Genomic DNA, 18,510 nt, shown 5'->3' with positions numbered 1-18,510 from the left:
GGTTCACGACCTGACGGGCGGCACCGCTCAGAGAGCGGCGAACGCGCCCTCCAGGATGTCCAGGCCCTCGTTCAGCAGGTGCTCCGGCATCACCAGCGGCGGCAGGAAACGCAGCACGTTGCCGTACGTGCCGGCGGTCAGCACCACCAGGCCCTCGGCGTGGCAGGCCTTCGCGATGGCCGCGGTGACCTCCGCGTTCGGCTCCTTGCCACCCGGCTTCACCAGCTCGACGGCGATCATCGCGCCGCGGCCGCGGACCTCGCCGATGATGTCGTACTTCTCCTGCATCGCCCGCAGGCGGCCCAGCATGACCTCGCCGATCCGCTGCGCCTTGCCGTTGAGGTCCTGCTCCTTCATGGTCTCGATGGCACCCAGCGCGGCCGCGCAAGCCACCGGGTTGCCGCCGTAGGTGCCGCCCAGGCCACCCGCGTGCGCGGCGTCCATGATCTCGGCGCGACCGGTCACCGCGGCCAGCGGCAGACCGCCGGCGATGCCCTTGGCAGTGGTGATCAGGTCCGGGACGACACCCTCGTCGTCACAGGCGAACCACTCGCCGGTGCGGCAGAAACCGGTCTGGATCTCGTCCGCCACGAAAACGATGCCGTTCGCCTTCGCGTACTCCACGATCGCCGGCAGGAAACCCTTGGCCGGCTCGATGAAGCCGCCCTCGCCCTGGATCGGCTCGATGATGATCGCGGCGACGTTCTCGGCACCGATCTGCTTGTTGATGATGTCGATCGCCTGCGCGGCGGCCTCGGCGGCACAGTTCTCCGCACCGGTCAGCCAGCGGTACGGGTAGGCCACCGGCACCCGGTAGATCTCCGGGGCGAACGGACCGAAGCCCTGCTTGTACGGCATGTTCTTCGCCGTCAGGCCCATGGTGAGGTTCGTGCGGCCGTGGTAACCGTGGTCGAACACCACGACGGCGGTGCGCTTGGTGTAGGCACGGGCGATCTTCACCGCGTTCTCGACCGCCTCGGCGCCCGAGTTGAACAGCGCGGTGCGCTTGTCGTGGTCACCCGGGGTCAGCTCGTTCAGCTGCTCGGCGACGGCCACGTAACCCTCGTACGGGGTCACCATGAAACACGTGTGGGTGAAGGCGGCCAGCTGCTCGCTCGCCTTGGCCACCACGGCCTCGGCACTGTTGCCGACATTGGTCACGGCGATGCCGGAGCCGAAGTCGATCAGCGAGTTGCCGTCCACGTCCTCCAGCACACCGCCGTTGGCACGGGACACGTACACCGGCAGGGTGGTGCCGACGCCGGCCGCCACCGCACCCAGCTTGCGGGCCTGCAGCTCCTGCGACTTCGGACCGGGGATCGCGGTGACCAGGCGGCGCTCCTGCGGGAGCGGCGTTGCGGCGCTCATGGGGTATCTCCAGACTTCTCGACTCGGTGCTTCGCAGGCTACGGCCGCCCTCTCCACCCGGGCATGCGCCACTCGGTAGCAGTGCGCCGTCCGACTTGTCCTGCACGGCCAGCACGGGCGCCACGACTACCCGCAGGCCCCGAACCACTACCCTGAGCGCGGGCGTGTCGCCGGTACGGCGGCATGGGTATGGCGGCACCGACGGCGGTCGGGCCGGGCGGGCGGGCGAGGGAGCGGGGCCGTACATGGCACAGGACGGGTCACACCACCACGGCGAGCGCACCACCACCAGACCCCCCACCCCCCTTCCCCACCAGCGGCCCGGCACGGCCGCGGACGGCTCCTTCGACCTCCCGGTGTGGGTCGCGGCGCCACGGCCGGAGGCGGCGCCGGGGATCTTTCGGCAGGGATACAAGTGGATCGATCCCACCGAAGCGGAAGAAATGAAGGTCCCCACCGGTCAGCTGTTGTGGCGTGCCGCGTTGAACCTCGTCGCGACCGTCGCGACGTACTACATCGGGACGCTCGTGCTGGTGTGGGCGACGGGGCTCCTCGGCTGGTACGACGGTACGTCGCCGGAACAGTTCAACACCCTGCAGATCCTCATCAACCTGGTCACCATCAGTTGTGCCGCTGCAGTTTTCTGGCGCACCGGCCGGTGGCGCGAGGTCGGCCGGCGTTTCCTCACCAGAGCCGGGTGGCGGAAGAACGTCGCTCCGGTCCTCGCACGCGCCATCACCCATGAGGGGCCGACCCCGAGCAGGCCCCCTGCGGATTCCGAGTCGGCGCCCGTGAGCGATCCGTGGCTCGCCCAACGCGTCGGAGGGGCTTCGGCAGCGGCGGAGAAACTGGATCGGTTGAAGGCGGGCGACGTCGACTACGTGCGGATCCAGCGGGCATGGGAGTCCGCCCAAGCGGATGCTGCGTTCCTCCCCGCATTCGTCGACCAGGTGCTCGCACGGGGAGCTTCGGCCTTCTCGCACCCGTCGGAGGCCCGAGACCTGGCCACCCGGAAGGCGTGGCACGACCTGCTGCTGCAACAGGTGCGCCTCGGTACGACACAGGACGTGGTGAAGAACCCGCACGGGCACAGGGCGACCGGATTCGCTCTGGACCCCTCGGTCCTGGGGACGTCGCTGCTCGCCGTCGGTCCGGCGGGAACCGGTAAGACGGCGCGGCTCGCTCGCCCGGTCACGGAGGCTCTGTGCCTGCAAACGTTGGCCGGAACGGCCTGCGTGGTTGTGGTCGGGGCCACGGACGCGGATCTCGGCCCGGACACCTGGTACGACGTGGTGATCGCACCGGGCGAACCGGGCTCGGCCTACGGATTGGACCTCTACGGAGCGACTCAGGATCCGGATGAGGCGGCCGCCAGACTCGCCGACGCACTGCTGCCGGACGAGCTGATCGCGCGTGCGGAGAGCGCCCGGACGACGCTTCAGCAGGTAGTCGGGCCATTCCACACCGCATACGGGCGCTATCCGGGAGTCCGTGAACTGAGGGCGCTGCTCTCCGGGGAGCCCGAGGTGATGGAGCCACTCGTCAAAGCCCTCCGAACAGCGGGCCAGCTGTCGGTCTACGAGCGGGACCTCGATCTCCGGCAGCGGCAGCAGGAACGGGCCGATGACCCGGGGGTCCTGCTTGCGGACCGCTTGGCACTGCTTGATCGGCCGGCCTTTGCGGGGGCGTTCGCCACGGACGGTACCGGTCGTCTGCCCTTCGCCATGCGTGTACTCGACCACCCGCTCCGAGTCCGCGTGAAGCTGCCCGAGCGGAGCCACCCGGAGGCCGCCCGGATCCTCTCTCGCCTGGTGGTGGGCCAGTTCGTGGTCGCGGCGGCTGCCCGCCAGGACCGCTCGCTGTTCGCCGGGTTGGTAGTGGACGACGCGTCTGCTGCCGTGGACGCGAACACCATCCGGGGTCTCCAGCGGATGCGTGGCGCCAACGCGGGCGCAGTGCTCCTGCTCCGCACCCTGATGGATCTGCCGGAAGCGCTGAGGACACCTCTCTTCGGCGCCGTGGGTTGTCGCATGGTCTTCCCCGGGATCGCTCCGTGGGACGGAAAATTCTTCTCTGAGGCATGGGGCACGCACGTCGTCCACGAAACCGAGGTCACCCACACCCCCGACACGTCGGGTGGGGTGATACGGCGGGCCGGGCGGGTGGGGCGGAAGGCGTTGTCGGGGACGACGGCGCAGACGGAGTCGGTGACGACGCGGGACGTGGAGCGGTTGCGGTGGTCGCCGTCGGACCTGGCGCACGCGTTGCCGGCGGGGCACGCGGTGGTGTCGTTGACGGCGGTGTCGGGGGAGCAGGTTCCGCCGCTGCTGGTGGATCTGCGGGGGTGAGGCGGGGCCGTCCGGGGGTGTGGAACGGGGCGTGGAACGGGGCGGGGCAAGGGGCGGGGCAGGGGGCGCGGCCGGGGCGGGGTGGAAGTCGCCTTCGAGGTGGATTCGGCAGTGCCGGTTGTCCGGGGCGTCCATAATGAAGGGGAGAGACCCTCACCAGTCCCACGTCCCTCTCCTCGCCCGGCCGCAATGGCGCGGTCAGGTCGATCCCCCGAAGGTGCCATGCCCCCCACACTCGCCTCCGTCGTCCGCAACAGTTCGCTCCACCTGACGGTTCTTTCCGGCGCGGATCACCTGGAGCGGCCGGTCCGCTGGGTGCACACCAGTGAGCTGGACGACCCGACGCCGTTCCTGGAGGGTGGCGAGCTGCTGCTCACCACCGGTATCAAGCTGGGCCGTACGGCGGCGCAGTTGCAGGCGTACGTGCACCGGCTGGCCGATGCCGGGGTGGTGGGGCTGGGGCTCGGGGTGGGGTTGTCGCACACCGAGGTGCCGCAGCCGCTGGTGGACGCGGCGGCGCAGCGCGGGTTGCCGTTGTTGCGGGTGCCGGAGCCGACGCCGTTCATCGCGATCAGCAAGGTGGTGTCGGCGGCGCTGGCCGCGGAGCAGTACGAGGCGGTGACGACGAGTTTCGAGGCGCAGGAGGAGCTGACCCGGGCGGCGCTGGGCAAGGACGGCACGACGGCGGTGGTGCGTCGGCTGGCGGCGCGGCTGGGGGGCTGGGCGGCGCTGTACGACGGGTCGGGTGCGCTGTCGGTGGTGGCGCCGGACTGGGCGGCTCGCCGGGCGGGGCGGCTGGCGGCCGAGGTGGATCGGCTTCGTCGGCGGCCGGCGCCGTCGAGTGCCGCGTTGCAGGGGCGGGCGCCGGGGATAGACACGGCGGACGAGGACTACGTGGTGGTCCAGTCGTTGGGGGCGGACCGGCGGGCCCGGGGTTTCCTGGCGGTCGGGACCGAGGACCGGATCACGCCGACCGAGCGGTACGTGCTGAACGCGGCGGTGGCGCTGCTGACCCTCACCCTGGAGCGCTCGCGGGAGCTGCGGCAGGCGGAGGAGCGGATGGGCGCGGCGCTGCTGCGGATGGTGCTGGCCGGTGAGGTGGCGACGGCCCGGCAGGTGGCGGTGGGGCTGTTCGGCGGTCTGCCGGAGGGGACGATACGGGTTCTGGTGGCCGGCGCCGGGGCGGCGAGCGCGGATGCGGCGGAGGCGTTGGGGGAGTTGGGGGACCGGGCCGAGCAGGCGGGTTCCCGGGTGGGCGAGAAGCTGTTGGTGGCGCGGGAGGACGGCGCGCACGGGCCGCGGTTGATGGTGCTGGCGTTGGACAACGGCGCGGTGCACCGGGCGTGCCTGGGTGCGGTGGAGGAGCACGAGGGCTTGTCGCTGGGCGTTTCGGCGCCGGCCGCGTTGGAGGAGGCGGGGACGGCGAACGCGCAGGCCGAGCGGGCGCTGGCGGTGGCGTTGCGGGGTGGCCGCCGGTCGGTGGACCACGAGGAGGTCGGTGCGGGTTCGCTGTTGCCGCTGCTCGGGGAGGACGCGGTGACGGCGTTCGCGGAGGGGTTGTTGCGACCGTTGCGCGAGCACGACCGGACGGCGCGCGGTGACCTGGTGGCGTCGTTGCGGGCGTGGCTGTCCAGGCACGGCCAGTGGGACGCGGCGGCGGCGGACCTGGGTGTGCACCGGCACACGTTGCGCTACCGGATGCGGCGGGTCGAGGAGTTGCTGGGCCGTTCGCTGGACGACACGGACGTGCGCATGGAGTTGTGGCTGGCGCTGCGTTCCGGGGAGGAGTAGGACCCGGCTGGACGTGGTGGAGTGGCCTCGGTGTCGAACGCTCCTAGTCGGCCAATCCGGTCGGCGCGCCGACGCCCCTACCCTCGGATTCCGGTCCCACGTCCGTGCGGGCCGTACGAGACGAGGAGAGGGCCGGTACCACGGTGACCACCACGTACGATTTCTGGCTCGCCGGCCGCCGGGCGAGCGGTGACGCCGACTTCGAGGTGCACAACAGCTGGGACGGCCGTCTGGTCGGCAGGGTGAGCATCCCGACCGAGGCCCAGGTCGAGGAGGCGCTGGACGCGGCCGTCGCCGCGCTGCCGGTGTTCGCCGCGACTCCGGCGCACCAGCGTGCCGCTGCCCTGGACCACGTGGCCAAGCGGCTGGCCGAGCGCACCGAGGAGCTCGCCCAGCTGATCACGGCCGAGAACGGCAAGCCGATCAAGTGGGCCCGCGGTGAGGTCGGCCGCGCGGTGTCGGTCTTCCGCTGGGCCGCCGAGGAGGCGCGCCGCACCAACGGCGAGACGATGCGGCTGGACACCGACCCGGGCGGTGTGGGCCGGTTCGCGGTGGTGCGCCGTTTCCCGCGCGGTGTGGTGCTGGGCATCGCCCCGTTCAACTTCCCGCTGAACCTGGTCGCCCACAAGGTCGCCCCGGCGATCGCGGTCGGTGCCCCGATCATCCTGAAGCCGGCTCCGGCGACCCCGCTGTCGGCGATGGTGCTGGGCGAGATCCTGGCCGAGACGGACCTGCCGGCCGGTTCCTGGTCGATCCTGACCGTGCCGAACGAGCGGATGCCGGCGCTGGTGCAGGACGACCGCCTGCCGGTGATCTCGTTCACCGGTTCGGACAAGGTCGGCTACCAGATCATGGACTCGGTGCCGCGCAAGCACTGCACCCTGGAGCTGGGCGGCAACGCCGCGGCCGTGGTCCTCGCCGACTGGTCCTCGGAGGCCGACCTGGACTGGGCGGCGACCCGGATCGCGATGTTCGCGAACTACCAGGGCGGCCAGTCCTGCATCTCGGTGCAGCGGGTGATCGCCGACGCGTCGGTGTACGACGCGCTGGTGGAGAAGGTCGTGGCCAAGGTCAAGGCGCAGGTCACCGGTGACCCGAACGACTCGGCGACGGACGTCGGCCCGCTGGTCGACGAGAACGCCGCGAAGCGGGTGGAGTCCTGGGTGGAGGACGCGGTCGCCAAGGGTGCCAAGGTGCTGACCGGCGGTACCCGGGAGGGTGCGACCTACGCCCCGACCGTGCTGGCGGAGCTGCCCGGGGACGCGATCCTGGCCAAGGCCGAGGTGTTCGGCCCGGTCCTGTCGCTGCACAGGGTGGACGGCGTGGACGAGGCCTTCGCGGCCGTCAACGACTCGCTGTTCGGCCTGCAGGCGGGTGTGTTCACGCACGACCTGCAGACCGCCTTCCGCGCGCACCGGGAGCTGGAGGTCGGCGGTGTGATCATCGGCGACGCGCCGTCCTACCGTGCCGACCAGATGCCGTACGGCGGTGTGAAGGACTCGGGCGTCGGCCGCGAGGGCGTCAAGTACGCGATGGACGACTACACGGTCGAGAAGGTCCTGGTCCTGACCGGCCTCGACCTCTGACCGACGCGTCGACGTGTCGCCGCGGGGCCCGGTTCGTCGAACCGGGCCCCGCGCGCGTTCAGCGGTCGTGCCCGGCCGCGGCGGCGACCGACTCCTCGACGGTGGCGTTCCCGGCGACCAGTTCCAGGGTCAGTCCGGCGGTGCCGGGTTCGCGCAGCAGGGCGGCCAGGACGGCGGCCACGTCGGCCCGGTCCACCGCGCCGCGCGCGACCGCGGGGGCCAGCCGGACCAGTCCGGTGCCGGGGCCGTCGGTGAGCCGTCCGGGGCGCAGCACGGTCCAGTCCAGGGTGGTCCGGGCCCGGACCGCGTCGTCGGCGGCGCCCTTGGCGCGCAGGTAGGTCTCGAAGACCTCGTCGGCGGGGTGGCGGGCGTCGGCGTCGGCGCCCATCGAGGAGACGATCAGGTACCGGCGGACGCCGGCGAGTTCGGCGGCGTCGGCGAGCAGGACGGCGGCGTCGCGGTCGACGGTGTTCTTGCGGGCGGCGCCGCTGCCCGGTCCGGCTCCGGCGGCGAAGACCACCGCGTCGGCGCCGGCGAGCAGGTCGGCGAGCTGCGGGGCGGTGGTGGCCTCCAGGTCGAGCAGGAGCGGCTCGGCTCCGGCGTCGATCAGGTCCTGGGCTTGTTCGGGGCGGCGGATGATCCCGGCGGGGCGCTCGCCGCGTGCGGCGAGCAGCCGTTCCAGTTCCATCGCGATCTGTCCGTGGCCCCCGGCGATGACGGTGCGCATGGCTCCGACGGTAGCCCGGGGGTGCCGGGTCGTCCTGGGGAAGCCTCGGGAGTGGCGTGGTCGCGGACAGGACACAATGGGCGCATGACTTCGCTCGCCCACCCGCAGCTGCGCTTCACGCCCACCGTGGCGGACCCCTCCGGCCCCCGGGAGCTGGTGATCCTCGGTTCCACCGGTTCGATCGGCACCCAGGCCATCGACGTGGTGCTCCGCAACCCGGACCGCTTCCGCGTGGTCGCCCTGTCGGCCGCCGGCGGCCGGGTGGAGCTGCTGGCCGACCAGGCGCTGCGGCTGGGTGTGCACACCGTGGCGGTGGCCGATCCGGCGGCCGAGCCGGCGCTGCGCGAGGCCCTGGCCGCGAAGGCGGCGGGCCGTCCGCTGCCGGCGGTGCTGGTGGGTCCGGACGCGGCGACCGAGCTGGCCGCCGTGGAGTGCCACTCGGTGCTGAACGGCATCACCGGGTCGATCGGGCTGCGGCCGACGCTGGCCGCGCTGGCGGCGGGCCGGGTGCTGGTGCTGGCCAACAAGGAGTCGCTGATCGTCGGCGGCCCGCTGGTGAAGGCGGTGGCGAAGCCGGGCCAGATCGTGCCGGTGGACTCGGAGCACGCCGCGCTGTTCCAGGCGCTGGCGGGCGGGACCCGTGCCGAGGTGCGCAAGCTGGTGGTCACCGCCAGTGGGGGCCCGTTCCGCAACCGCACCCGCGAGCAGTTGGCGGGGGTGACCCCGCAGGACGCGCTGGCGCACCCGACCTGGGCGATGGGCCCGGTCGTGACGATCAACTCGGCGACCCTGGTGAACAAGGGCCTGGAGGTGATCGAGGCGCACCTGCTGTACGACGTGCCGTTCGACCGGATCGAGGTCGTGGTCCACCCGCAGTCGGTGGTGCACTCGATGGTGGAGTTCACGGACGGTTCGACGCTGGCGCAGGCCAGCCCGCCGGACATGCGGATGCCGATCGCGCTGGGCATGGGCTGGCCGGACCGGGTGCCGGATTCGGCCCCGGCCTGCGACTGGACGAAGGCCGCCACCTGGGAGTTCTTCCCGCTGGACGACGAGGCGTTCCCGGCGGTCGAGCTGGCCCGCGAGGTGGGCACCCTGGGCGGTACCGCCCCGGCGGTGTTCAACGCGGCCAACGAGGAATGTGTGGAGGCATTCCTGAAGGGGCGCCTCGCCTTCACCGGAATCGTGGACACTGTTGCCAAGGTCGTCGCCGAGCACGGCACGCCGGTGGCGGGAACTTCCCTGACGGTGGAGGACGTCCTGCACGCGGAGGACTGGGCGCGTGCCCGGGCTCGCGAGCTGGCGGCGGGCTGACGACCGGGATTGCGGTAGGACGAGACGATGAGCGGAGCGGCATGACGGAGGACCAGCGGTGGCAACGGTTTTGACGGTGGTCGGCATCCTGGTCTTCGTCATCGGGTTGCTGATCTCGATCGCCTGGCACGAACTCGGCCACCTCTCCACGGCCAAGCTGTTCGGCATCCGGGTGCCGCAGTACATGGTCGGCTTCGGCCCGACCCTGTGGTCGCGCCGCAAGGGCGAGACCGAGTACGGCATCAAGGCGATCCCGTTCGGTGGGTACATCCGGATGATCGGGATGTTCCCGCCGGGCGAGGACGGGCGGATCACCAAGCGCAGCAGCTCGCCCTGGCGGACCATGATCGAGGACGCCCGCGAGGCCTCCTACGAGGAGCTCCAGGAGGGTGACGAGCAGCGGCTGTTCTACACCCGCAAGCCGTGGAAGCGCGTCATCGTCATGTTCGCCGGGCCGTTCATGAACCTGGTGCTGGCGTTCGGGCTCTTCCTGACGGTGATGATGGGCTTCGGCGTCTCCATGAACGTGCCGACGGTCAGCACCGTCGCCCAGTGCGTGGTCAAGGCGGGTCAGCCGACCGACAACTGCCCGGCGGGCGCCCCGCAGACCCCGGCCGCCCAGGCCGGGCTGAAGGCCGGGGACAGGATCGTCTCCTTCGACGGTGACCGGATCCGGACCTACGACCAGCTCCAGGCGGACATCCGCAGGTCGTCCGGGAGGACCGTGCCGGTCGTGGTCGAGCGGGACGGGCAGCAGCTCACGCTCACGCCGACCATCGCCGTCAACGACGTCCAGAAGTACGACGGGAACAACGTCCCGGTCAAGGGCCAGACCGTCCAGGCCGGGTTCCTCGGCTTCACTCCCGCGAGTGGTGTCGTCCGGCTGGGCTTCGGGCAGTCGCTCGACCGGATGTACGACATGACCGAGAACGGGGTGAAGTCGCTGGTCGCCCTGCCAGGCAAGATCCCCGGGCTGTGGAACGCCGTCGTCGGTGACGCCCCGCGCGACCCGGACTCGCCGATCGGCATGGTCGGCGCCGCCCGGGTGAGCGGCGAGGTCTTCTCGCTCGACATCCCCGGCACCCAGCGAATCGCTTTCTTCGTGAACCTGCTGGCGGGCATCAACCTGTCGCTCTTCCTCTTCAACATGCTGCCGCTGCTCCCGCTGGACGGCGGCCACATCGCGGGCGCGGTCTGGGAGGCGGTCCGGCGCCGCCTCGCACAGGTGTTCCGCCGGCCCGACCCGGGACCGTTCGACGTCGCCAAGCTGATGCCGGTGGCGTACGTCGTGGCCAGCATCTTCATCGGCTTCACGCTGCTCGTGATGGTCGCCGACCTGGTGAACCCGGTGAAGATCAGCTAGGGCGTTCGGGTACGGCGGGTGTGCTGGGGCCCGTCGCCGTGCCGTACCGTGGAGGCCGGGTGCGCGACGTCAGCGCGCCCGGCCCCGGTCGTTCCAACGGCCGGGCGGTCGATCACACCTCAACCCCGGGGAACCCTGCGCACATGACCGCGATCTCGCTCGGTATTCCGTCCCTGCCGCTCAAGCCGCTGGCCAAGCGCCGGTACTCCCGGCAGATCATGGTCGGCAACGTGCCGGTCGGCGGCGACGCCCCGGTCTCGGTGCAGTCGATGACCACCACCGTGACCGCGGACATCAACGCCACGCTGCAGCAGATCGCGGAGCTGACCGCGTCCGGCTGCCAGATCGTCCGGGTCGCCTGCCCGTCGCAGGACGACGCCGACGCGCTGCCGATCATCGCGAAGAAGTCGAAGATCCCGGTCATCGCGGACATCCACTTCCAGCCGAAGTACGTCTTCGCCGCGATCGACGCCGGCTGTGCGGCGGTGCGCGTGAACCCGGGCAACATCAAGGCCTTCGACGACAAGGTCGGCGAGATCGCCAAGGCGGCCAAGGGCGCGGGCGTGCCGATCCGGATCGGCGTCAACGCCGGCTCGCTCGACAAGCGCCTGCTGGAGAAGTACGGCCGGGCCACCCCGGAGGCGCTGGTCGAGTCCGCGCTGTGGGAGTGCTCGCTGTTCGAGGAGCACGACTTCCGCGACATCAAGATCTCGGTCAAGCACAACGACCCGGTCGTGATGATCAACGCCTACCGCCAGCTCGCCGCCGCCTGCGACTACCCGCTGCACCTCGGTGTGACCGAGGCCGGTCCGGCCTTCCAGGGCACCATCAAGTCGGCGGTCGCCTTCGGCGCGCTGCTGGCCGAGGGCATCGGCGACACCATCCGGGTCTCGCTCTCCGCCCCGCCGGCCGAGGAGATCAAGGTCGGCAACCAGATCCTGGAGTCGCTCGGGCTGCGCGAGCGCGGCCTGGAGATCGTCTCCTGCCCGTCCTGCGGCCGCGCCCAGGTGGACGTCTACAAGCTCGCCGAGGAGGTCACCGCCGGCCTGGAGGGCATGGAGGTGCCGCTGCGGGTGGCCGTCATGGGCTGCGTCGTGAACGGGCCGGGCGAGGCGCGCGAGGCCGACCTGGGCGTCGCCTCCGGCAACGGCAAGGGCCAGATCTTCGTCAAGGGCGAGGTCATCAAGACCGTTCCCGAGTCGAAGATCGTCGAGACCCTGATCGAGGAGGCGCTCAAGCTCGCCGAGCAGATGCAGGCGGCCGGCGTCGGGTCGGGGTCGCCGACCGTCGTCGCGGGGGAGTGAGCACCCCGTAGCTCGTCCTGATGGTGCGGGGATGCCCGCGTGAAGTATTTCCGGAAGCGGGGCCGTCCGTTCGTGGACGGCCCCGCAGCCGTAGCCGGGTGGGGCCACGGAGTAGGGTGCGGCCAGAGTCGTCTCAGTGAGGTGCTGTCTCGATGCTCGATCGAGGTGTGATGCTCCCGAGCTCCTTCCAGGCCGCCCGGGCCCTGGCCACCACCCGCGTGCTGGAGCCGCCCGACCTCGCGGACGCCCTGGAGATCCTCCACCGCGACCCGGTCGCCAACGCCTTCGTCGCGACCCGGGTCGAAGCGGTCGGGCTCGACCCGTGGCGGCTCGGCGGGGAGTTGTGGGGCTGGCACGACGGGGACGGTGTCCTGGACGCGCTCTGCTACGCCGGCGCGAACCTGGTCCTGGTGAACGCCGGGCCGGACGCGGTCGCGGCCTTCGCGGAGCGGGCCCGTCGGCAGGGGAGGCGCTGCTCCTCGATCGTCGGGCCGGCCGAGGCCACCGCGATGTTCTGGGCGCTGCTGGAGCGGAGCTGGGGGCCGGCCCGCGAAGTCCGGGGCCACCAGCCGCTGTTGGCCACCTCGGAGCCCTCGGCGGAGATCGCGCCGGACCCGCTGGTGCGGCGGGTGCGGCGCGGCGAGGTCGAGGCGCTGATGCCCGCGTGCGTGGCGATGTTCACCGAGGAGGTCGGGGTGTCGCCGCTGGCGGGCGACGGGGGACTCCTCTACCAGGCCCGGGTGGCCGAACTCGTCTCCACCGGAAGGTCGTTCGCGCGGTTCGGCGCCGACGGCGAGGTCGTCTTCAAGGCCGAGGTCGGGGCCGTGACCGAGGGCGCCTGCCAGATCCAGGGGGTCTGGGTCGCGCCGGAGCACCGCGGGCGCGGGCTGTCCGAGACGGGGATGGCGGCGGTCCTGGAGATCGCGCTGCGCGAGGTGGCGCCGGTGGTGTCGCTCTACGTCAACGACTTCAACCTGCGGGCCCGGGCGGCCTATCGACGGGTGGGGTTCCGGGAGGTCGGGGCCTTCATGAGCGTGCTGTTCTGACGGCGCCGTCCCCGTGGGAAGCCCGGGTTCGGATCTTCGGCCGCGTCGGGGGTCCGCTGGTAGTAACGTCCGGAGCATGGATCAGCTGACCGGGGTGACGATCGGGGCCATCGACCTTGCGGCCTGGGCGCCGCAGGCGCTGGAGGTCCAGGCGGTGGCGTTCGGGCTGACGCCCGAGGAGGTCGCGGTACGGCTGCACATCGTCGGGCGGCACGCCCAGCAGCCGGGGGTGATCGCGTACGGCGCGATGAGCGGGGGGCGGCTGGTCGGGTTCGGGTACGGGATGCCCAACCAGCGGGAGCACTGGTGGAGCTCGGTGATCGAGCCCTACCTGACCACCCGGGGGTACGGGGACTGGCTGGACGGGGTGTTCGCCGTCACCGAACTGCACGTACTGCCGGAGTTCCAGGGGCAGGGCGTCGGCTCGCAGCTGATCCGGACCCTGTGCGAGCGCTCGGGGCTGGACCGCAGCATCCTCTCGGCGATCGACGCGGAGACGCCGGCGCGGCGGCTGTACCGGGCGCTGGGGTACCAGGACCTGGCACGGGCGGTGCGCTTCCCGGCGACGGACCGGTTGTACGCGGTGATGGGCGCCCGGTTGCCGCTGCGGCGGTCGGCGGTCCAGGGCCTCTAGACCGCTCGGAGGCGCCGGCGCCCGGAGCGGCCGGTGTTCCGAGCGGCCGGTGTTCCGACGGGCCGGCTCAGAGCGGCCGGCTCAGAGGGAACCGGCGAGTTCGAAGTAGAGCTCGGCGTCCTCGTGGCGGTCCGCGGTGACGGCGCGGAGCGCCAGGTCGACGGAGCGGAAGAGGGCCCAGCCGCGCAGGCGGTCCCGGTCCACGTCGAGGGCGTCCGAGAGCTGGTGGAGGCGTCGGCGGACGGCGGCGGGTACACCGGGGGAGCCGAGCAGGGTGTCGGCCCGGTCCAGGACGAGGCGGGCCAGGTCGTAGGCACGCTCGCCGGCGACGGGGCGCGGGTCGATGGCCAGCCAAGGGGCGCGGTCGGCGGCGAGGACGTTGCCGTGGTGGAAGTCGCCGTGGAGCAGGAAGGACTCGTCGGCCGAGTCGGCCAGGCTCCGGGCGGTGTCCAGGGCCTCGGTGACCAGTGCCTGGGCCTCGGCGGCGGCGGGGTGGGAGCGGTGCTCCTCGACGCGGTCGGCGGTGGCGGCGACCCGCTCGGCGAGGGCGGGGAAGGGGTGGTCCCCGGGCAGTTCGGCCCAGAGGCGGTGCAGCAGGCTGGTGGCCTCCAGCATGGCCTTGGGCTCGGCGAGGGAGCGCAGCGGGATCTCGCCGTGGAGGCGTTCCAGGAGGAGGACGCCCTCGGCGGGGTCGGCGTCCAGGAGGAGGACGGCTCCCCGGCCCGCCCAGTGGGTGAGGGCGGCGTGCTCGTGGGCGGTCTCCGGGGTCAGCAGGCCGGTTTTGAGGACGGCGGGGGAGAGGTCGTCGCGGTGGACGTACGCGATCAGGCTGAGGCTGCCGCCGGGGTCGAGGACGCGTTCCAGGGTGAGGCGCCAGCCGGACAGGTGGGCGGCCGCCCTGGTGGGGAGGGCGGCGAGCCATTGCCGGCCGGCGTCGCCGTGGGCGGCGGTGACGCTGTGCGCCAGCCAGGTGGGGACGGTGATGGTGGGTGCGGCTCCCGACATGGGTCCATTGTCGGTGTTCGCGGGCGGTGCGGCCCGCTCGCCCGGCCGGGTTGCGGGGCGGGTGTTCTCAGCCGGTGGTGGCCGCGGGGGTGGCGGCCGGGTCGGGGACGCCCGGGAAGGGCTGGTCGGGGGCGCCCCAACGGCGGGCCCGCAGGGCGCAGTCGCGCAGGGCGAGGGCGGCGGTGAGGCGGTGCGGGGCGGGGACGGCGGCGACCAGGTCGGCGTAGACGCCGGTCAGCCGGGTTTCCAGGTGGGCGGCGAGCCGGGTGGCGTCCGCGGCCGAGGCGACCGGGAAGGGCAGCTGGTAGCCGGCGGCGGCCGGGGCGGGGGCGGCGCCGAGGGAGGTGATCAGGCGCTGCCAGGTGTCGCGCCGGGCCTGGTGGGCGGCGTAGGCGGTGCGGGCGTCGGTACGCGCGGGGTCGTCGGGGAGCCGGGCGCCGACGACGCCGTAGCCGTAGACGGCGGCGTGTTCGGCGCCGAGCGCGTTCTGGAGGGCGGTGACGGCGGCGGCGCCGACGCCGGGGGCCTCGCCGGGGGTGGCGGCGGGGTTCGCGGAGGCGGAGGCGGTCGGCGGAGCGGCGAGGGGCGGGGCGGGGGCGCCCAGCGCCGCGGCGTGGAGCGTGTGGGCGGCGGCGAGGGAGGCGAGCAGCCGGGCGAGCGAGGGCCCGGCGGCGTCGAGGTCGGCGAGGTGGGACTCGGCGGTCCGGAGTTCCAGCGCGGCCAGGCCGTCGGTGGCGGGGGTCGGTGCGGCGGCCGTGGCCGGTCCGGTGGTGGCGGTGGTGGGCGGGGCGCCGGTGGTCGGGCCGGTGGTCACGGGGGGTGACGGGACGGCCGTGGCGGGCAGGCCCTCGGCGAGGGCGGCGCGGTGCCGGGCGGTCTCGGCGCGGAGACCGGCGCCGTCGACGCCGGGGGGCGCGGGCAGGGTGTCGTACCCGGTGAGGAGGGCGTCGGTGGCGGTGACCGCGCGCAGGCGGACGGGGGCGTCCGGGTCGGGGCGGGGCCCGGTGGCGCCGGGGGCGGGGCCGGTGCGGTCGGTGGTGCAGGCGGCGACGGTGCAGGCGGTGAGGGTGAACAGTCCGAGGGACAGGAGGGTCCGTCGGCTGGGCGGCTGCATCGGGGTCACTCCGGGGCGTGTACGGGAGGACGGCCTCCAGGCCTGCCCTCGTTGGCGTGAATGATGACAGAATCCCCACGTTCCCGGGCCGGGTTCGGACGCACGGGTGCCCGGCCGGGCTGGTGTGAGCTTGCTCGCAGTGGGTGGCGTGCGAGCGGCCGGGGGTGGTCCGGAATCGGTGGTTGGGGGCTTCACCGGATAGGCTTTGGGCCGAGCTGCCGTGACCCGGTGTGGCACCGGGAGGCGCGGGGCGACCTTCTGACAACAGCAGACGCGGCCGAGGAGTCCACCCGGATGAGCACCACCCACACCGACCGGCTGCGCGAGTTGCTGGAGCCGCTGGCCGTGCAGGCCGGACTGGACCTGGAGGACGTCAGGGTCACCAAGGCGGGCAGCCGCCGGCAGGTGCAGATCGACGTCGACACCGACGGCGGCGTGGACATGGACACCATCGCCGAGTTCAGCCGGGTGGTCGGCGAGGCCCTGGACGAGTCGGACCTGATGGGCGACGAGGCCTACCTGCTGGAGGTCGGTTCGCCGGGTGCCGAGCGTCCGCTGGCGCTCCCGCGGCACTGGCAGCGGGCCGAGGGTCGGCTGGCCAAGATCCACCTGGTGGACGGCGGGGAGATCGTCGCCCGGGTGCTGGAGGCCGACGAGGACGGCGCGCTGGTCGAGGTGCAGCCGGTGAAGGGGCGCGGCCGTCCGAAGGAGCGCCGCCTGGAGTTCGCCGAGGTGGCCCGGGCACGGGTCCAGGTCGAGTTCAACCGCAAGGACGACGAGAAGCTCCTGGACGAGGCCGCCGACTTCGACGAGGGGGACGACGGCGCCGAGTGACCCGGGCGCCGTACGACCATGACGAACGTGACGAAAGACGAGGAGGCGTAGCCGTGGACATCGACATGAGTGCCCTGCGCACGCTGGTCAACGAGAAGAACATCCCCTTCGACCTGCTGGTCGAGTCCATCGAGTCAGCCCTCCTCACCGCGTACCACCGCACCGAGGGCTCGCGCCGCCGTGCCCGGGTGCACCTGGACCGCAAGAGCGGCCACGTCACCGTGTGGGCCACGGAGGACCCGACGGAGCTGGACGAGGGCGTCGAGCCGAAGGAGTTCGACGACACCCCGAACGGCTTCGGCCGGATCGCGTCCAGCATCGGCATCCAGGTGATGATGCAGCGCCTGCGCGACGCCGCCGACGACCAGACCTTCGGCGAGTACGCGGGCAAGGAGGGCGACATCGTCACCGGTGTCGTCCAGCAGGGCAACGACCCGAAGAGCGTGCTGGTCGACATCGGCAAGCTGGAGGCCATCCTGCCGCCGCAGGAGCAGGTCCCGGGCGAGGACTACCGGCACGGCACCCGTCTGAAGTGCTACGTGGTGGCGGTCCGCCGCGGGGTCCGCGGGGCCTCGGTGACGCTGTCGCGCACCCACCCGAACCTGGTCAGGAAGCTCTTCGCGCTGGAGGTCCCGGAGATCGCGGACGGCAGCGTGGAGATCGCCGCCATCGCCCGCGAGGCCGGCCACCGCACCAAGATCGCGGTCTGGTCGCGCCGGGCCGGGCTGAACGCCAAGGGCGCCTGCATCGGTCCGATGGGCTCCCGGGTGCGCGCCGTGATGGGCGAGCTGCACGGCGAGAAGATCGACATCGTCGACTGGTCGGAGGACCCCCGGGAGATGGTCGCCGCGGCGCTGTCCCCCGCGCGGGTGACCAGCGTGGAGATCGTGGACGCCGTCCAGCGCTCCGCCCGGGTGATCGTGCCGGACTACCAGCTGTCGCTGGCGATCGGCAAGGAGGGGCAGAACGCCCGCCTGGCCGCCCGTCTGACCGGCTGGCGGATCGACATCCGCCCGGACACCGAGGGTCAGCCGGAGGACGACGGCCGCCCCCAGTAGGAGGGAAACGGCCGCCCCCGGGAGGAAAATGGGTGGCGGACGGCCACTGGTCGGTGTTGTCGTAGCCGTCCCCGCGGGTCCCCCGGGATCTGCGGGGCGGCGCCATGTCGCTTCGGAGGGGTAGACTTGCCTTCGTCTGGCCGGACGCACGTCCGAGCACGCCCGGAACGCACCTGCGTGGGCTGCCGCAAGCGCGCGGCCAAGCACCAGCTGTTGCGTGTCACGGCGGTCGAGGGCGAATGCGTCCCCGATCCCCGTGGCGCACTGCCGGGCCGGGGCGCTCACCTGCACCCCGATCCGGCCTGCCTCGACCTCGCGGTCCGCCGTCGAGCGTTCCCCCGGGCCTTCCGGCTCCAGGGCATGCTCGACACGGAGCGGCTCCGCGGGTTCATCGGGGAGCGGACGGGCGGAGCCTGCTAGACGGGCCGCCTCCCGCGACGGCCGCCGCTCCACGCGGCGGAGAACCACCGCAACAAGCACGGCGGGCGGGCAGCCGCGCGCCGTGCCACCAGTCAGGTACCTCGCGATGTGGAAGTAGGTCGAGATTGCGATGAGCACTCGATGAGTACGCGATGAGTACGCGATGGGTACGCCCATGAAGTAGCGACAGTCCGGCGGACGAGACCCCCGGACTCATAGACAGGAGTGAAGTGGCTAAGGTCCGGGTTTACGAACTCGCCAAGGAGCTCGGCTTGGAGAGCAAGGCCGTCATGGCCAAGCTCACCGAGCTCGGGGAGTTCGTCCGTTCGGCGTCCTCGACGATCGAGGCGCCGGTCGTGCGCAAGTTGACTGACGCGCTTGGTGTGGCCCCCACCGGTGGTGGTTCCGCTGCCAAGCCGGGACCGCGGAAGACCGCGGCGCCCTCCCCCTCCGGCTCGGGTGCCCCGAAGCCGGGTGCCCCGACCCCGGGTCCGCGCCCTGGCGCGACCCCTGGTCCCCGTCCCACCCCGGCCGCGAGCCAGGCCGCCGGATCGGCTCCGGCCGCCCCGGCCGCCGCTGCGCCGGCCGCCCCCGCCGC

The 18,510-nt window shown here is 72.6% G+C and carries 16 protein-coding genes; 12 read left to right on the top strand and 4 right to left on the bottom strand.

The window, feature by feature from the left end; all coding sequences use genetic code 11:
- Positions 1–27: 27 nt before the first annotated feature.
- The gene (gabT, locus tag ACFV04_RS28930) at positions 28–1,368 is read right to left on the bottom strand and encodes a 4-aminobutyrate--2-oxoglutarate transaminase (RefSeq protein ID WP_360263339.1); all 1,341 of its coding nucleotides are present in this window, start codon (positions 1,366–1,368) and stop codon (positions 28–30) included.
- Positions 1,369–1,613: 245 nt separating this feature from the next.
- Between gabT and ACFV04_RS28925 the strand changes: the two genes are divergently transcribed.
- The 3 genes from ACFV04_RS28925 (at position 1,614) to ACFV04_RS28915 (ending at position 7,093) form a co-directional block, all read left to right on the top strand.
- Entirely contained in the window at positions 1,614–3,716 is a 2,103-nt protein-coding gene (locus ACFV04_RS28925; protein ID WP_380346624.1) for an ATP-binding protein, read from the top strand.
- A 222-nt stretch (positions 3,717–3,938) separates the two neighbouring features.
- Positions 3,939–5,507 (top strand): PucR family transcriptional regulator, encoded by a 1,569-nt coding sequence (locus ACFV04_RS28920; RefSeq protein WP_360263333.1) that lies wholly within the window; start codon positions 3,939–3,941, stop codon positions 5,505–5,507.
- A 143-nt stretch (positions 5,508–5,650) separates the two neighbouring features.
- Complete coding sequence (locus ACFV04_RS28915) at positions 5,651–7,093, top strand: aldehyde dehydrogenase family protein (protein WP_380346626.1); 1,443 nt, start codon at positions 5,651–5,653, stop codon at positions 7,091–7,093.
- 58 nt (positions 7,094–7,151) lie between these two features.
- On the opposite strand, the gene ACFV04_RS28910 is transcribed toward ACFV04_RS28915, so the two are convergent.
- Positions 7,152–7,820, bottom strand: coding sequence for an NAD(P)-binding oxidoreductase (locus ACFV04_RS28910; protein ID WP_380533531.1), 669 nt, complete (start codon positions 7,818–7,820; stop codon positions 7,152–7,154).
- A gap of 84 nt (positions 7,821–7,904) precedes the next feature.
- Here ACFV04_RS28910 and dxr point away from each other — a divergent pair, with 84 nt between their 5' ends.
- The 5 genes from dxr to ACFV04_RS28885 all read left to right on the top strand — a co-directional run bounded on the left by dxr (position 7,905) and on the right by ACFV04_RS28885 (position 13,481).
- A complete protein-coding gene (gene dxr, locus ACFV04_RS28905) occupies positions 7,905–9,134 on the top strand; it encodes a 1-deoxy-D-xylulose-5-phosphate reductoisomerase (protein ID WP_360263326.1) in 1,230 nt (409 codons plus the stop codon).
- Positions 9,135–9,192: 58 nt separating this feature from the next.
- Entirely contained in the window at positions 9,193–10,497 is a 1,305-nt protein-coding gene (locus ACFV04_RS28900) for a M50 family metallopeptidase (RefSeq protein WP_380533529.1), read from the top strand.
- A 143-nt stretch (positions 10,498–10,640) separates the two neighbouring features.
- Positions 10,641–11,801: a flavodoxin-dependent (E)-4-hydroxy-3-methylbut-2-enyl-diphosphate synthase gene (gene ispG, locus ACFV04_RS28895; RefSeq protein ID WP_360263322.1), complete on the top strand. Its 1,161-nt coding sequence runs from the start codon at positions 10,641–10,643 to the stop codon at positions 11,799–11,801.
- 170 nt (positions 11,802–11,971) lie between these two features.
- On the top strand, positions 11,972–12,847 hold the full coding sequence (locus ACFV04_RS28890; RefSeq protein WP_360263384.1) for a GNAT family N-acetyltransferase: 876 nt from the start codon (positions 11,972–11,974) through the stop codon (positions 12,845–12,847).
- A 76-nt stretch (positions 12,848–12,923) separates the two neighbouring features.
- A complete protein-coding gene (locus ACFV04_RS28885; protein WP_360263319.1) occupies positions 12,924–13,481 on the top strand; it encodes a GNAT family N-acetyltransferase in 558 nt (185 codons plus the stop codon).
- 81 nt (positions 13,482–13,562) lie between these two features.
- Here ACFV04_RS28885 and ACFV04_RS28880 read toward each other — a convergent pair whose 3' ends face one another.
- Positions 13,563–14,486, bottom strand: a complete 924-nt coding sequence (locus ACFV04_RS28880; protein WP_380346631.1) for an aminoglycoside phosphotransferase family protein — start codon at positions 14,484–14,486, stop codon at positions 13,563–13,565.
- A 67-nt stretch (positions 14,487–14,553) separates the two neighbouring features.
- Complete coding sequence (locus ACFV04_RS28875; protein WP_380533552.1) at positions 14,554–15,600, bottom strand: ferritin-like domain-containing protein; 1,047 nt, start codon at positions 15,598–15,600, stop codon at positions 14,554–14,556.
- Positions 15,601–15,894: 294 nt separating this feature from the next.
- Here ACFV04_RS28875 and rimP point away from each other — a divergent pair, with 294 nt between their 5' ends.
- From rimP to ACFV04_RS28855, 4 genes are all read left to right on the top strand, one after another.
- Positions 15,895–16,434, top strand: coding sequence for a ribosome maturation factor RimP (gene rimP / locus ACFV04_RS28870; protein ID WP_360263314.1), 540 nt, complete (start codon positions 15,895–15,897; stop codon positions 16,432–16,434).
- Positions 16,435–16,487: 53 nt separating this feature from the next.
- Positions 16,488–17,492, top strand: coding sequence for a transcription termination factor NusA (gene nusA, locus ACFV04_RS28865; RefSeq protein ID WP_360263312.1), 1,005 nt, complete (start codon positions 16,488–16,490; stop codon positions 17,490–17,492).
- Between the two features lie 126 nt (positions 17,493–17,618).
- A complete protein-coding gene (locus ACFV04_RS28860) occupies positions 17,619–17,912 on the top strand; it encodes a YlxR family protein (RefSeq protein ID WP_360263309.1) in 294 nt (97 codons plus the stop codon).
- A gap of 230 nt (positions 17,913–18,142) precedes the next feature.
- On the top strand, positions 18,143–18,510 hold a 368-nt coding region (locus ACFV04_RS28855), incomplete at its 3' end, for a translation initiation factor IF-2 N-terminal domain-containing protein (protein WP_380533525.1).

This window comes from Kitasatospora sp. NPDC059599 (assembly GCF_042735125.1).
Taxonomy (GTDB): Bacteria; Actinomycetota; Actinomycetes; order Streptomycetales; family Streptomycetaceae; genus Kitasatospora.
Note: the sequence above shows the minus strand (reverse complement) of the source record. Positions and strands in the feature narration are given on the sequence as shown.

Bases quoted from the DNA above. Each gene is read 5' to 3' on its own strand.
- gabT (WP_360263339.1), bottom strand. From the start codon at position 1,368: ATGAGCGCCGCAACGCCGCTCCCGCAGGAGCGCCGCCTGGTCACCGCG.
- ACFV04_RS28880 (WP_380346631.1), bottom strand. From the start codon at position 14,486: ATGTCGGGAGCCGCACCCACCATCACCGTCCCCACCTGGCTGGCGCAC.
- ACFV04_RS28910 (WP_380533531.1), bottom strand. From the start codon at position 7,820: ATGCGCACCGTCATCGCCGGGGGCCACGGACAGATCGCGATGGAACTG.
- ispG (WP_360263322.1), top strand. From the start codon at position 10,641: ATGACCGCGATCTCGCTCGGTATTCCGTCCCTGCCGCTCAAGCCGCTG.
- ACFV04_RS28890 (WP_360263384.1), top strand. From the start codon at position 11,972: ATGCTCCCGAGCTCCTTCCAGGCCGCCCGGGCCCTGGCCACCACCCGC.
- ACFV04_RS28925 (WP_380346624.1), top strand. From the start codon at position 1,614: ATGGCACAGGACGGGTCACACCACCACGGCGAGCGCACCACCACCAGA.
- dxr (WP_360263326.1), top strand. From the start codon at position 7,905: ATGACTTCGCTCGCCCACCCGCAGCTGCGCTTCACGCCCACCGTGGCG.
- ACFV04_RS28885 (WP_360263319.1), top strand. From the start codon at position 12,924: ATGGATCAGCTGACCGGGGTGACGATCGGGGCCATCGACCTTGCGGCC.
- ACFV04_RS28875 (WP_380533552.1), bottom strand. From the start codon at position 15,600: ATGCAGCCGCCCAGCCGACGGACCCTCCTGTCCCTCGGACTGTTCACC.
- rimP (WP_360263314.1), top strand. From the start codon at position 15,895: ATGAGCACCACCCACACCGACCGGCTGCGCGAGTTGCTGGAGCCGCTG.
- ACFV04_RS28920 (WP_360263333.1), top strand. From the start codon at position 3,939: ATGCCCCCCACACTCGCCTCCGTCGTCCGCAACAGTTCGCTCCACCTG.